This is a genomic window from Dysosmobacter segnis, assembly GCF_014297285.1.
In the GTDB taxonomy this organism is placed as follows: Bacteria; Bacillota; Clostridia; order Oscillospirales; family Oscillospiraceae; genus Oscillibacter; species Oscillibacter segnis.
Map to the genome: position 1 here is coordinate 77,767 of NZ_JACOQI010000013.1, position 11,079 is coordinate 88,845.

General features: G+C 56.7%; 24 protein-coding genes and 1 other RNA gene. 14 read left to right on the forward strand and 11 right to left on the reverse strand.

Annotated elements, in window-relative coordinates; translation table 11 throughout:
* Window positions 1-8: 8 nt before the first annotated feature.
* On the reverse strand, window positions 9-557 hold the full coding sequence (locus H8Z83_RS12805) for an NUDIX domain-containing protein (protein WP_187015412.1): 549 nt from the start codon (window positions 555-557) through the stop codon (window positions 9-11).
* Window positions 558-697: 140 nt separating this feature from the next.
* Between H8Z83_RS12805 and smpB the strand changes: the two genes are divergently transcribed.
* From smpB to H8Z83_RS12830, 5 genes are all read left to right on the forward strand, one after another.
* Complete coding sequence (smpB, locus tag H8Z83_RS12810; protein WP_366464263.1) at window positions 698-1,168, forward strand: SsrA-binding protein SmpB; 471 nt, start codon at window positions 698-700, stop codon at window positions 1,166-1,168.
* A gap of 24 nt (window positions 1,169-1,192) precedes the next feature.
* A complete protein-coding gene (locus tag H8Z83_RS12815; protein WP_187015413.1) occupies window positions 1,193-1,717 on the forward strand; it encodes a peptidylprolyl isomerase in 525 nt (174 codons plus the stop codon).
* Window positions 1,718-1,741: 24 nt separating this feature from the next.
* Window positions 1,742-2,503: an SDR family NAD(P)-dependent oxidoreductase gene (locus tag H8Z83_RS12820; protein ID WP_187015414.1), complete on the forward strand. Its 762-nt coding sequence runs from the start codon at window positions 1,742-1,744 to the stop codon at window positions 2,501-2,503.
* 182 nt (window positions 2,504-2,685) lie between these two features.
* Window positions 2,686-3,033, forward strand: a transfer-messenger RNA (tmRNA) gene (gene ssrA / locus H8Z83_RS12825).
* A 257-nt stretch (window positions 3,034-3,290) separates the two neighbouring features.
* On the forward strand, window positions 3,291-3,545 hold the full coding sequence (locus tag H8Z83_RS12830) for a helix-turn-helix domain-containing protein (protein WP_186962993.1): 255 nt from the start codon (window positions 3,291-3,293) through the stop codon (window positions 3,543-3,545).
* Between the two features lie 44 nt (window positions 3,546-3,589).
* Here the strand turns inward: H8Z83_RS12830 and H8Z83_RS12835 are convergent, their stop codons facing one another.
* Window positions 3,590-3,805 (reverse strand): helix-turn-helix domain-containing protein, encoded by a 216-nt coding sequence (locus tag H8Z83_RS12835; RefSeq protein WP_118358530.1) that lies wholly within the window; start codon window positions 3,803-3,805, stop codon window positions 3,590-3,592.
* 169 nt (window positions 3,806-3,974) lie between these two features.
* On the opposite strand from H8Z83_RS12835, the gene H8Z83_RS19900 reads away from it, so the two are divergent.
* The 9 genes from H8Z83_RS19900 to H8Z83_RS12875 all read left to right on the forward strand — a co-directional run bounded on the left by H8Z83_RS19900 (window position 3,975) and on the right by H8Z83_RS12875 (window position 6,381).
* The gene (locus H8Z83_RS19900) at window positions 3,975-4,109 is read left to right on the forward strand and encodes a hypothetical protein (protein WP_256152932.1); all 135 of its coding nucleotides are present in this window, start codon (window positions 3,975-3,977) and stop codon (window positions 4,107-4,109) included.
* A gap of 82 nt (window positions 4,110-4,191) precedes the next feature.
* Window positions 4,192-4,611 carry a DUF7698 family protein gene (locus H8Z83_RS12840; protein ID WP_118729390.1) on the forward strand — a complete coding sequence of 140 codons (420 nt, stop codon included), beginning with the start codon at window positions 4,192-4,194 and terminating at the stop codon, window positions 4,609-4,611.
* 16 nt (window positions 4,612-4,627) lie between these two features.
* Window positions 4,628-4,828, forward strand: coding sequence for a hypothetical protein (locus H8Z83_RS12845; RefSeq protein ID WP_118358534.1), 201 nt, complete (start codon window positions 4,628-4,630; stop codon window positions 4,826-4,828).
* A 2-nt stretch (window positions 4,829-4,830) separates the two neighbouring features.
* Entirely contained in the window at window positions 4,831-5,061 is a 231-nt protein-coding gene (locus H8Z83_RS12850) for a hypothetical protein (protein WP_118358536.1), read from the forward strand.
* Window positions 5,062-5,072: 11 nt separating this feature from the next.
* Window positions 5,073-5,231 carry a hypothetical protein gene (locus H8Z83_RS12855; protein ID WP_187015415.1) on the forward strand — a complete coding sequence of 53 codons (159 nt, stop codon included), beginning with the start codon at window positions 5,073-5,075 and terminating at the stop codon, window positions 5,229-5,231.
* On the forward strand, window positions 5,228-5,470 hold the full coding sequence (locus H8Z83_RS12860; RefSeq protein WP_187015416.1) for a hypothetical protein: 243 nt from the start codon (window positions 5,228-5,230) through the stop codon (window positions 5,468-5,470). Before H8Z83_RS12855 ends, H8Z83_RS12860 begins: the two co-directional genes overlap by 4 nt.
* Before the next feature lie 9 nt (window positions 5,471-5,479).
* A complete protein-coding gene (locus tag H8Z83_RS12865; RefSeq protein ID WP_187015417.1) occupies window positions 5,480-5,923 on the forward strand; it encodes a hypothetical protein in 444 nt (147 codons plus the stop codon).
* Window positions 5,913-6,071: a hypothetical protein gene (locus H8Z83_RS12870; protein WP_187015418.1), complete on the forward strand. Its 159-nt coding sequence runs from the start codon at window positions 5,913-5,915 to the stop codon at window positions 6,069-6,071. The genes H8Z83_RS12865 and H8Z83_RS12870 overlap by 11 nt, the downstream gene beginning before the upstream one ends.
* 1 nt (window position 6,072) lies before the next feature.
* Window positions 6,073-6,381, forward strand: coding sequence for a hypothetical protein (locus tag H8Z83_RS12875; RefSeq protein WP_187015419.1), 309 nt, complete (start codon window positions 6,073-6,075; stop codon window positions 6,379-6,381).
* A gap of 211 nt (window positions 6,382-6,592) precedes the next feature.
* Here the strand turns inward: H8Z83_RS12875 and H8Z83_RS12880 are convergent, their stop codons facing one another.
* From H8Z83_RS12880 to H8Z83_RS12915, 9 genes are all read right to left on the reverse strand, one after another.
* Window positions 6,593-6,925, reverse strand: a complete 333-nt coding sequence (locus H8Z83_RS12880; RefSeq protein WP_187015420.1) for a hypothetical protein — start codon at window positions 6,923-6,925, stop codon at window positions 6,593-6,595.
* The gene (locus H8Z83_RS12885) at window positions 6,925-7,746 is read right to left on the reverse strand and encodes a CHAP domain-containing protein (protein WP_187015421.1); all 822 of its coding nucleotides are present in this window, start codon (window positions 7,744-7,746) and stop codon (window positions 6,925-6,927) included. The genes H8Z83_RS12880 and H8Z83_RS12885 overlap by 1 nt, the downstream gene beginning before the upstream one ends.
* Window positions 7,747-7,749: 3 nt before the next feature.
* On the reverse strand, window positions 7,750-8,160 hold the full coding sequence (locus H8Z83_RS12890; RefSeq protein ID WP_187015422.1) for a hypothetical protein: 411 nt from the start codon (window positions 8,158-8,160) through the stop codon (window positions 7,750-7,752).
* A 12-nt stretch (window positions 8,161-8,172) separates the two neighbouring features.
* Window positions 8,173-8,598 carry a hypothetical protein gene (locus H8Z83_RS12895; protein ID WP_147574114.1) on the reverse strand — a complete coding sequence of 142 codons (426 nt, stop codon included), beginning with the start codon at window positions 8,596-8,598 and terminating at the stop codon, window positions 8,173-8,175.
* A gap of 74 nt (window positions 8,599-8,672) precedes the next feature.
* The gene (locus H8Z83_RS19905; RefSeq protein WP_342982900.1) at window positions 8,673-8,789 is read right to left on the reverse strand and encodes a CD1375 family protein; all 117 of its coding nucleotides are present in this window, start codon (window positions 8,787-8,789) and stop codon (window positions 8,673-8,675) included.
* A 53-nt stretch (window positions 8,790-8,842) separates the two neighbouring features.
* Complete coding sequence (locus tag H8Z83_RS12900) at window positions 8,843-8,983, reverse strand: CD1375 family protein (RefSeq protein ID WP_118358554.1); 141 nt, start codon at window positions 8,981-8,983, stop codon at window positions 8,843-8,845.
* Between the two features lie 3 nt (window positions 8,984-8,986).
* On the reverse strand, window positions 8,987-9,409 hold the full coding sequence (locus H8Z83_RS12905; protein WP_147574113.1) for a hypothetical protein: 423 nt from the start codon (window positions 9,407-9,409) through the stop codon (window positions 8,987-8,989).
* Window positions 9,351-10,448 (reverse strand): RNA-directed DNA polymerase, encoded by a 1,098-nt coding sequence (locus tag H8Z83_RS12910; RefSeq protein ID WP_187015423.1) that lies wholly within the window; start codon window positions 10,446-10,448, stop codon window positions 9,351-9,353. Before H8Z83_RS12910 ends, H8Z83_RS12905 begins: the two co-directional genes overlap by 59 nt.
* Window positions 10,449-10,512: 64 nt before the next feature.
* Window positions 10,513-10,731, reverse strand: a complete 219-nt coding sequence (locus H8Z83_RS12915) for a hypothetical protein (RefSeq protein ID WP_118729378.1) — start codon at window positions 10,729-10,731, stop codon at window positions 10,513-10,515.
* Window positions 10,732-11,079: the final 348 nt, after the last annotated feature.

Consider the following 11,079-nt stretch of genomic DNA (forward strand, 5'->3'; position numbering starts at 1 on the left):
ATTTTCTATTACAGGTTCAGCAGGACCTTGGCCCGCAGGACTGCGGCCACGGTCTTGGCGTCATCGATCTCACCGTTGACGCAGCGGTGCACCATTTCATCAAAGGGTACCCGCTCCACATTGAGAAATTCATCGGGGTCCAGCTGCTGCTGGCTGAATTTCAGTCCCTTGGCCAAAAACAGGTGCAGTGTTTCCCCGTAGCAGCCGGGGGCGGGCAGGAGCTTGCCGAGGGGCAGGAAGGTTTCCGGCTCTGCGCCGGTCTCCTCCTTCAATTCCCGCAGAGCGCCCGTCACCGGGTCCTCGCCGGGGTCCAGCTTGCCTGCGGGCAGCTCATCCAGCACCTTGCCAAATACATACCGGTACTGGCGGACCACCAGCACCCGGTTGGCCTCATCCAGGGCCAGAACCGCCGCACCGTCCACATGATCCACCACTTCCCGAGTGGCTTCCTCGCCGTTGGGCAGGCGCACGTCATCCACATGCACCGTCATGATTTTACCCTCAAATACGTCCTTGCGGCGGAGCTTGACCTCCGTCAGATCCATGGGCATTTCCATTCTATCCACCTCGTTTAAAGGGCAGAGACCCTGCCTATACTATATTCAGTTTATTATAGCATAGGCGTGTTGAATTGCAAAGGGCTTGTTTTTCTTGAAGTCATGGGAAAACTATGGTATACTGACTCATTGGAAACGAGGTGGTCCCCACGGAGAAAAAGGGAATCAAAATCGCGGCCCAGAACCGCAAAGCCTACCACGATTACTTCGTGGAGGATAAGTACGAGGCAGGCATCGAGCTGTGCGGCACGGAGGTCAAATCCATCCGTGCGGGCACGATGAACCTGAAGGACTCCTACTGCACTGTACAGGACGGCGAGCTGTTCGTCCACAGCATGCACATCTCTCCATACGAGCATGGCAACATCTTCAACCGGGACCCGGACCGGGACCGGCGGCTGCTGATGCACAAGCGGGAGATCCGCAAGCTCCACGCTCTCGTCAAGCAGGACGGCTACACACTGGTGCCCCTGAGCATCTATTTCAAGAATGCCAAGGTGAAAGTGGAGGTCGGCCTGTGCAAGGGCAAGAAGAATTATGACAAGCGGGACGCCACCGCCAAGCGGGACGCCGCCCGTGAAATGGACCGGGCCATGAAGGCCCGCAGATAACAGATCAGAAAGGAACGAATGTATATGAGCAATCCCATCGTAACCATCACTATGGAGGACGGCCGCATTATGCGCGGTGAGCTGTATCCCGAGAAGGCTCCCAACACCGTCAACAACTTCATCTCTCTGGCTAACAAGGGCTTCTATGACGGCCTGACCTTCCACCGGGTCATCCCCGGCTTCATGATCCAGGGCGGCTGCCCCAACGGAAACGGCATGGGCGGCCCCGGCTATGAGATCAACGGCGAGTTCGCCGGCAACGGCTTCCGCCAGAATGACCTGATTCACGAGACCGGCGTGCTGTCCATGGCCCGCACCATGGCACCCAACTCCGCCGGCAGCCAGTTCTTTGTGATGGTGGCTCCCGCTCCTCATCTGGACGGCCAGTACGCCGCCTTCGGCAAGATCACCGAGGGTCAGGATGTGGCCATTGACATTTCCCGTGTCCAGCGGAACATGATGAACGATATGCCCAAGAAGCCCGTGGTCATGGCAACCGTCCGGGTGGATACCCAGGGCGTCGAGTATCCCGCTCCCGAGACCCACTAAAATACTCCGAAAGGAGATCTGACCATGAAAACAGCAGTTATTACCGGCGCGTCCTCCGGCCTTGGCCGGGAATTTGTCCGGCAGTTCTATTCCGTATTCCCGGAAATTGAACGGGTGTGGCTCATTGCCCGCCGGACGGACCGCCTTCAGGAACTGGCAGAGCAGCTGGAGGAAAAGGGGATCAGCACCCTGGCGCTGCCGCTGGACCTGTGCGACACCATGAGCTTTACCGCCTATCAGGAGCATCTGGTGGAGGAACAGCCGGAGATCGCCCTGCTGGTGAACAACGCCGGATGCGGATATCTGGGGAACATCGGCGAGATCGACACCGTTTCCCAGACCCGGATGATCGATCTGAACCTCCGGGCGCTGACTGCCATCACTAATTTGTCGGTGCCCTATATGGACAAGGGGAGCCGGATCTTGAACGTCAGCTCCATCGCCTCCTTCTGCCCCACCCCCCGGATGACGGTGTATTCCGCCACGAAAGCCTACGTTTCCGCCTACACCATCGGCGCGGCGGAGGAGCTGAAGGCAAAGGGCATCACCGTTACCGCCGTCTGCCCCGGCCCCATGGCCACAGAGTTTCTGGCAGTGGGTCATGTGGTGGATTCCAGGCCCTTTGAGCTGCTGCCCTACTGCGATCAGGTACAGGTGGCCGGCGGTGCGCTGCGGGCGGCCAGAGCGGGGCAGACCATCTACACCCCCAGACTGTTCTATAAGTTCTACCGTCTGCTGGCCAAGCTCACCCCGGCCAAATTGATGGTCAAGCTGACCAAAACCTGAAACTGTCACGGAATTGTAACACATTCCGATATAGGAATGTGTTACAATTCCAAATAGCAAATTCTGCTTTCCTATTTTACAAACCAGCAGAGCGTTTATGGAACGAAAGAGGAGGAGCAATGGAGCGGATGAAGTTTTCGCCGGAAGGCGGAAACGGAATGAGTGACATTTGCTCCGACGACGGGGCCGTAAAGGTTTCGACGGGGATGGGGAAGCGGGACAAGCGGGCGGCGGCGCCTGACCGCCATAAAACGGGCAATTTTATAAATTAAATAACAACAATACTGTTGCTATTGCTGCTTAATTAAAGCAGCCGTCTGAACCGGAGAGGCCACAGGCCGGGGAAGGCGTCGTTGATGTGGCGTCCGTGAGGCGGGAAAGAGTTGACCTGCCCACGCATCATGACTCTACCAAACCGCAAAGTCTGTCAGGTGTCTTTGCGGGGCGGGAATTCTGAAACCTGACTGCGCCCGGAGAAAGTCCCGTGAAACTGTTTTCGGACAGGGGTTCAATTCCCCTCGGCTCCACCAAAGCAGAGCCAGACGAACCATGCAGGTTCGCCTGGCTTTTGTTCTGCTCCGACGATCTATATGGTCAGCGATGTTTTCGTCTTGGTCTGCCCGTTCAGCCATGCTCGGAAATAAGAAAAGCGGCTACCGCACAGTTTCTCTGCTGTGTGGTAGCCGCTTCGTTTTTCGTCATAGCCATAACCTATTTCGTTATATTCTACCAAAACCCTGCGGAATTCTAAAATTGTTGTTAGAATCTACCGTAAAGGAGCATGGCTATGATTAGGATTTTACTGTCCACCCGGCTTGGCGAGCGGAGGTGGACGCAAGCTGACCTTGCGAGGGCAACAGGCATTCGACCTTCGACAATCAATGACCTGTACCACGAGATCGCTGAAAGGGTCAACCTGGAGCATCTCGACCTCATTTGTGAGGCGCTGGGGTGCGAGCTGTCAGATCTGATGATCCGGGAGGAAAACCCGGATGTCAGAGTCAAATCGCGCACCGGCGCGGATATACATAGCAAGCGTTAAGCCTGCTCCAAGGCCTCGGGCGTTCATTCGCCCGGGGCCTTTTCTTATATCTCCTCGCCGTCCTGTGTGACAAAACGGATTTCGACTGTGCAGCCGAGCGCAGCCGCCAACTCCGTGATGTCTTTTTCAGTAAAGTTCCCGCGCGTCATTTTGTTGGACAGGTTTTGCCGCGTCTGCCCTGACGCCTCAGCCAGATCGCCCATCGTTATTTTCTGCCTTTTCATGATCAGGCGAATCTTTTCGGCAACAGAGAGTCCCATACTCTCACCTCCTCACTCGTACTATACACTAAAATGTGTCGCTTGTCAAAAACTTTTTTACGATTTCCACGAAAAAATGTAAAATAACCGTTGACAAGTGACACGAATTAGTGTAATATAGTTCTTGTAAGGGAGAGGAACAAACCTCTCCGGAAAGGAGGACAGGCCGATGGACAAAGCAAAAAAAGAAGCCCTGCAAGAGCTTCTGAGGTTGCTGGCTGATAATCCCGATTTAGCCGACCGGATTACAATCACCATCAAACCTAACAGCAAGCCCCAGCAGGGCGAACGCCAAGAGACCTAACCCCGGCGCGAGGGGGAGCGGAAAAGCTCCCCTCCCCCTCAGTATAAAGCGTCGAGTGTGAAAATACAAGGAGGAACGCAAGATGAAGATCAATATCACCGATGAAATCCGGCAGGAGATTTTGGATACGCTCAACAGAGATACCGCAAAGGAATACTTTGAAAAACTCCGCGACACGGAGAAGAACCCTACTCGCGGACAGGTTTACGCATACCGGAGCTGGGAGCAGAGCACGGAAGACCGAGCCGATATGTTTGAGGTCAGAGCGCTTCCATGGGGCAGTCAGATTAAGGACGGCGTGATGAAAGAATTCGTTGCTGCATTAACCGCAGCTGATATTGACGAGATTATCGTCACAGATCAGTCCACCGCGCTCATGGAAAGTGTCCACGCCTTGGTAGCCGAGGGCGCGTATCTGGAGGGCGTCGGAACTGTTACCCGCGATCCACTGCACGATCCATCAGGCCGCCGCGAGGTCAAAGGGCTGGTATTCAGATTTTGAGAAAGGAGCGCCGACAATGAAAAAGCTGATTTGTTCTACTTTCCGCGAGGGTTACGGCATCGACCAGATCCGCAGAACGATGACGGCCGGCGAGCTGATTAACTTCCTCGCCCAGTACGATGAAGATACGCCGGTCTATCTGAGTTTTGACAACGGCTACACCTACGGCGGCATTACCGAGGGCCGCTTTGAAGAAGACTATGGGGAGGAGGACTAACCATGAACAAGATCCGCCGCAAAAATTTGCAAAGCATCATCGACCAGCTGGAGGAGCTGAAGGGCAGTCTCGAAGATCTCCAGGCCGAGGAGGAAGAGTACCGCGACAATATCCCTGAGAATATGCAGGAGAGCGAACGCTATGAAAAGGCAGACGAGGCCTGCGACAACCTCTCCGAAGCCGTAGATAACCTGGAGGAAGTCATCAGCAGCATCGAAGCTGCCATTGAGTGAAAGGAGACATCATGGACGACAAGATCATCATTGACCGCATGGACGCGGAGGAATTTCTCTCCATGCTCACGGACGCCGCAATGCAGGGAGACAATGTGACCCAGTATTACAGCACCACGCAGATCATCGAGAACATCGCAAACGAGTTTAAGGATCTCTGCAAGCTGTGAAGCAGAAGCTGACCTATCGGCACGACGGGGAGAAAGGAACAGCTATGACCTATCTCGAAATCCTCGGGTGGGCTCGCAAGGGCCTACAGGCTGAAAAAGCGAACTACCGCCAGATGCAGGAAAAGGCGCTGGAGGGACAGGCGCACGACATCGCCGGTCATTGTCAGGAGCGCATCGACGAGCTGGAGGTTAGACTTGCGACCCTCGACGAGATTGAGGATTTGCACAACAGAAAGTGAGGATGCATCATGGAGAATAAATCTTGGACGGTCACTTATCGCAATCGTGACAATGGCCAGCGGATTACCTGCACCGTATTTGCGCAGGATCGGCAGAAGGCGCAGGAAAGGGCCGGAGCTGACGAGCAGATTGGCGGCTGTGAAGTGTGGGAAGTCGAAAGCGTCGAGCCGCACGAGGAAACGCTGGCGCGGATTCTTGTTTCCGAGTTCGCCGAGAAGCAGCAGGGCGGGCATTTTGCCTGCCCCCGCTGCGGGAAGATGACGATGGACGCGGAGATCGTCACGCGCAATGCTCTGAGCCGCAGGGCAACGGTCTACATCTGCGATTCCTGCGGAATGGCAGAAGCAATGGAGGATATGGCGAACAGCCGCACCCCGCTGACCGCATGGTCTATCGTCGCCGCGCCGGGAAACTGGCGCATGGAGGAAGGAGGCAATGAGTGTGAAGCGTGACGACGAGCTGATGTTCTACACAGAGTGCTGGCGTGAGCTGAGGAGTTTTCTTACGGAGGTCGTGCGAGACAACACGGGAGAATATCCCTTCGCGCAGGATGTCTTGAATCTGATGCGCAGCATCGAACGGAAATACGAGGGATGCTGATATGAGCAAATCTTGGACGCCCGAGGAGCTGGCTGCTGCCAGTGCCGCGATGAAAGCGGAGGGCCACATGAGCTACGAGGAGTTCTGCGCCGCGCCAGTGCTGCGGCTGGAACACAGAGGCCGCGACAGCTGGGGTCGCCCCGTCTACGAGTGCGACGGTCGGCTCTATGTCGATGTCGACCCGCGCCGGAGCAGACAGGCCGACATCTGCACGAAGCAGGGCAACGCCTTCGACGGTGAGCCCTGCGACCCCGTGCCGGAAGGAACGATCATTGAGTTTGTTCCGGCACGGGACACATGGGATTTTTGAAAGGAAGGCGCGGTGGCCACGCGCAAGCGCCTCTCTCGCCGCCGTAGGTGAGTTGCAACACGCCCTTTACATCGCGGGAGGGTAGACGCACACCCAAGCCGCGAAAAGCGCCACAGCGCCCCATAAACGCGAAAGCGCTGAAAAACAGAAAAAGCCCCCTCGACAGGACGGTAAAATCCTGCGAGGGGGCTTTCATTGTGCGGGGCGGCATTCAGATGGCGGGGCTGTCGATACTGCCGTCGTTATCCGTGTCGGTCCGGAAGTTGTTTGCCTTGGCTGCCTCAAAGGTGATTCCTCCGCGCTTGTGGTCGGACTTCGCAAGCGAGAGGTAGCCGTTTGCTCCGGCGATGATGATCGCCTCGCCAACGCCGGTGGCGGCGGTGAGCCATGCAGCGGCGGCGGTATAGCCGCTCCTGATGCACAGATACATGAGGAACAGGCATTCCTGAACGATCAGCAGACCGGCCAGCATCGCCAGCAGGCACACGACCTTGCTCCATTCGACCTTGCGCTTCTTCGCGGCTCTGCGCTTGCGCCTTGCCATCAGCTCAGCCCAAACTTCTGGGCGAAGCGGTAGAGGACGGTTGCGAACTGCTCGCGGGTCAGGAAGTCCTGCCACATGAAATTCGCCTCGCCGTTGGGGAGCTTGCTGCCGCCGACCAGCAGGCCGGTTTCCTCAACGAACTTCCGGCCGTCCGCGCTGAAATTGCCGCAGTCATTGTCCTGCAATTCCGCGCGGTAGGCATTCATGGCAACCTTGAACATTTCGTTGAATTTGTCCTGAGTGATCTCTGCCATATCTTCTTCCTCCTTTACGAGCGACCAGTCCGGCGTACCGTAGCCGCCGATCTGCGCGTAGTTGATCGAATAGTTTTTGTCGCGTACTATGCCGCCGTTCGGAACGACGCCGGGGGCGCTGGAGGTATTCCCTTCGATGGTATATACCCTGTCGCCGGACACCTTCTCGACGAGGCCGGTGTGATACATGGATTTCCCTCCGTCGTTGGTGAAGAAAATCTGATCCCCCGGCTGGGGGTTGCTCTTGTGGAAACGGCCGACCGCACGATAATAGCCTGCCGACTGAGTGCAGCCGGCGCCGTACCCGCCCATCGGCTGATTCGTCATCTTCATGGCGACGCTGAGGCCGAAGGTCGTGATATAGCACCAATCAACGAACATATCGCACCAGGCGTAGCCGTTTTTCGGGAAGTTGTAGACGCCGAGGCCGTCGAGAAATGCGGCATACTTCGTCCAGTTCCCACTACCAGCGTTGGCGGTCTTGCCTTCCAGCTGGGAGTTGGTGGCCTTTTCGATGTATCCGATCTCGGCTCTGGCCGTGGCGATCACTCGCTCAATAGCGGTCATGGGTCATTCCTCCTTCGGTGCGTCGGGGGCTTCATCAGTCTTTTCCTCCGGCAGCGCGGCCGGTGTCTGATCTGTGCCGGGCGTTGCGGTCAGCAGCATATCTTTCAGCTTACCAATCACATCAACGGCATAGGCCGTGAATGCCGCCAGCATGACCAGCGACACCGCTGTCATCAGATTCACGGTTTGGCCGCTCACCTCCACCACCATCAGATCAGGGTTGAGGTACCCGGCGAAGTAGACCGCAATCAGCGCCAGAGCGATCACGCCGCCCTTGATGCAGCCGTTGCGGAACTTTACCAGATCCCATTCGCAGGCGATAATGGCGTTGATGGAGCCGAGGGCGATATTGGCGGCGATCAGAAGCACCAGTCCGACGGCCAGCCGGATACTTGCCATATCCAGAAAATTCACGGTGACTCCTCCTTATTGCAAAAAGTCGTTGCTGTCCAAGCACCGGCGATATATCGTCTTGATTCGGTCACTGGTCAGCTCTGTTACATTGTTTTCAAACTCCGGGTGATCTTCGCAGTATCGCTCATAGGCAGCGATGTCCCGGAGCGTTTGGTCGAAATGATCTTTGGTGTGGCGCTCGCCGTGGAGACATTCATCGCCGAAGCGTAGAATGCGCGCCCGGCAGTTGACGGCCTTTTCCTCGGCCATGCCAGACCGAACGCACTGCAGCTCGCTTTCGAGCTTTCCGACCTTCTCCAAGACCTCGCTGTTGATAGCGCGCCCGAAAGCCTTTGCTATTGCAGACCACGGATTGATTTTGATGGGGGCGAGCTGAAGCAGCGTCAGCAGCACAAACAGCGCACTTCCCCCACCAAACAAAATCTCCTTGAGCGTCATCTCTCAATCCTCCTCTGCGCGTGATAAGAAGGGCAGCCCCCGCAAAGGAGCTGCCCTCCGTATCAATGCCGTGGTCAGACGGTGACTTCGAGATCTGCCAGGATCTCCTCGACCTGCTTCCGAATCAGGCTCGGAACCTGGTCGATGGTCTTCTTGCCCTTGACGATCAGGGTCGCGTAGACAACTGCCATAACTGCTACCTCCTTTCCCATCAGAATGTATAAAAGAAGGAGCCGAAGGCTTTTCATAAGCCCTCAGCTCCATTCTTGCTATTTTCGAGGATTTCCCGGACGGCTGCTTGCAGCGGGTCGGGAACTTCCTCAATCGTCTTCTTCCCTTTGCGGATCAGGTCTGCGTAGACCTTCACCATGTAATTGCTCGCCATCGGTTACTCGCCTCCTGTTGTAGATGTCACGGCGACGATCTGTTCGTAGACATCGCATAGCGCCATCTGCGTATCGGTGACCTGCCCCTCAAGGCTCGTCACCTTTTCCGTCAATGCCGCCTTGTCGGTCTCCAGGTCGGCTACCTGCTGCTGCAGGGAAGGGATCGTCTTGCCCTCCGCCTCGTGCAGCTTGGCTTGCGCCAGATAACCGGCATAGTTGCCGAGGATGTCTTCGCTCAGGCCGTCGTACATATTCAGCTCCAGGTGATATTCGTCGTACACCCACCCGCTGATGGTCAGCTCGTCCCGCTTTTCCTCAAACGGCTCGGCGTTCTCATAGAAGCGTACCAGGGCTACCCCCGGCTTATTAGGCTGCTCCTCCAGCGAGAATGCGTTGCTGGGTGCGTTGTCGCCTCTTACTCTCATTTCGCACGACCTCCTTCAGGTGTTTTACTCCAATCGGGTCAATGTACTTCACCCGAATTGTATGGCTATTGCAGTGTTTCAGTTGCCCGGCGCGGCTCAGCAGCCCGGAGGCCTGGGCGAACATGATAGGCTTTCCGGCATCAAGCCGCTTTTTGACGCGGCGGCATTGCCGGGTAAAGCGCAGGAAATTCCGCTTGCGCAGAATGACATGAGTGCGGGAAAAGCGGTAGCCGACCGCGCTCACCATGCGCTTTGCCGTGGGGTAGATCTGCCAGTTGGCTTTCATCGCCAGCCCGAGCCGCTGCTGCATGAAGGCTGCAATCAGCTTCCGTGCCTTATGCAGCTGTTTCTTGTTCGGCCCGAGCAGGGTGATGTTGTCCATGTAGCGGGTCATATACTTCACGCCCGGCAGCGTCATGATGTACTGGTCCAGAGACTCCAGGTAGAAGTTTGCCAGCCATTGGCAGATGTAGTACCCGATGGCCAGCCCGCCGCCGCAGGATTCGATGATGGAATAGACCGTCCGCAGAAAGCGCTTGTCCTTGATTTTCCGCGCCAGCGCCCAGATCAGCCGCTTGCCGGAGATGCTGGGGTAATACTGCGCGACATCCAGCTCGGCGGCGTACTTCGTTCCTTTCGGATCATTGCGGAGCACGCTGCGGATTTTCCTGTGGATGCGCTTCCCGCCGCGCCCGGGGATGGACGCGCAGGACCACGGGTGCATTCCGCGCATCAGCACCGGCTTCATGGCCGTGACCAGCATCCATTGAATGACTCCGTCCGGCCAGAACGGGACCATTTTGATCTTCCGGTACTTCTCGCTGCTCTCATCGTAGATCTCCCTGACCTTCGGCGCCGAGGGGACAAAGCTCTCGGTCGCCACCAGCTCATAGGTGCGCTCCACATACCCGTCCAGATCCGCCATTACGCGGGCAATATCCTTCCGGTTTCGCCGCCCCTTGGATGCGTCCAGCATGACAGCGCGAATGAATTCACGGTCAACCATCTTGTCGTAGAGATAGCCGACTCTCTTAGGCATAGGATTTCCCTCCGTCCTTGTTTGCCTGCGAGGTTATTCGAGCCGAAGCCTACTAAACCCCGTCCTATGCGGCAATATTTTCACCAAGCGGTGAGGGAAAGCCTGCGCCAGTCAAAAGAAAAACAAGTAGTCGCGCGCCGACGTTCGAGTTCGTGTTCGACGAGGTGTTGTTCGCGTTGAAGTAGAAAAGGCCGGCATTGCCGCCGTTGTTCCAGTTGCCACCGACGTGGAGGACACGCCAGCCAGAATTGTAGTTGGCGTAGAAATCAAGCCCTCGGCGCATGGCGCAGACAGTCCCAAAGTCAATTATACCCTCGGGACGCCGCTCATTCGGAAAAACGGAAGAAAATAACGAAATAGGTTATTTTCAAAAATCGTGTCGACGGGGCTTCGCCCCGTACCCCATTCAGCTTTTGGGCTTGCGCTCATGCCGCCAGCTGGTGCAGGCGGGAAAGCTCCGGGGGCTGCGGCCCCCGGTCCCCCATTAGGGGTGGAAAAGGAGTCGCGCGCCGACGCTCGAGTACGTGTTCGACGAGGTGCTGTACGCGTTGAAGCAGAAAAGGCCGGCATAGCCGCCGCTGTACCAACTGCCACCGACGCGGAGGACACGCCAGCCAGAATGTAGTAGGCG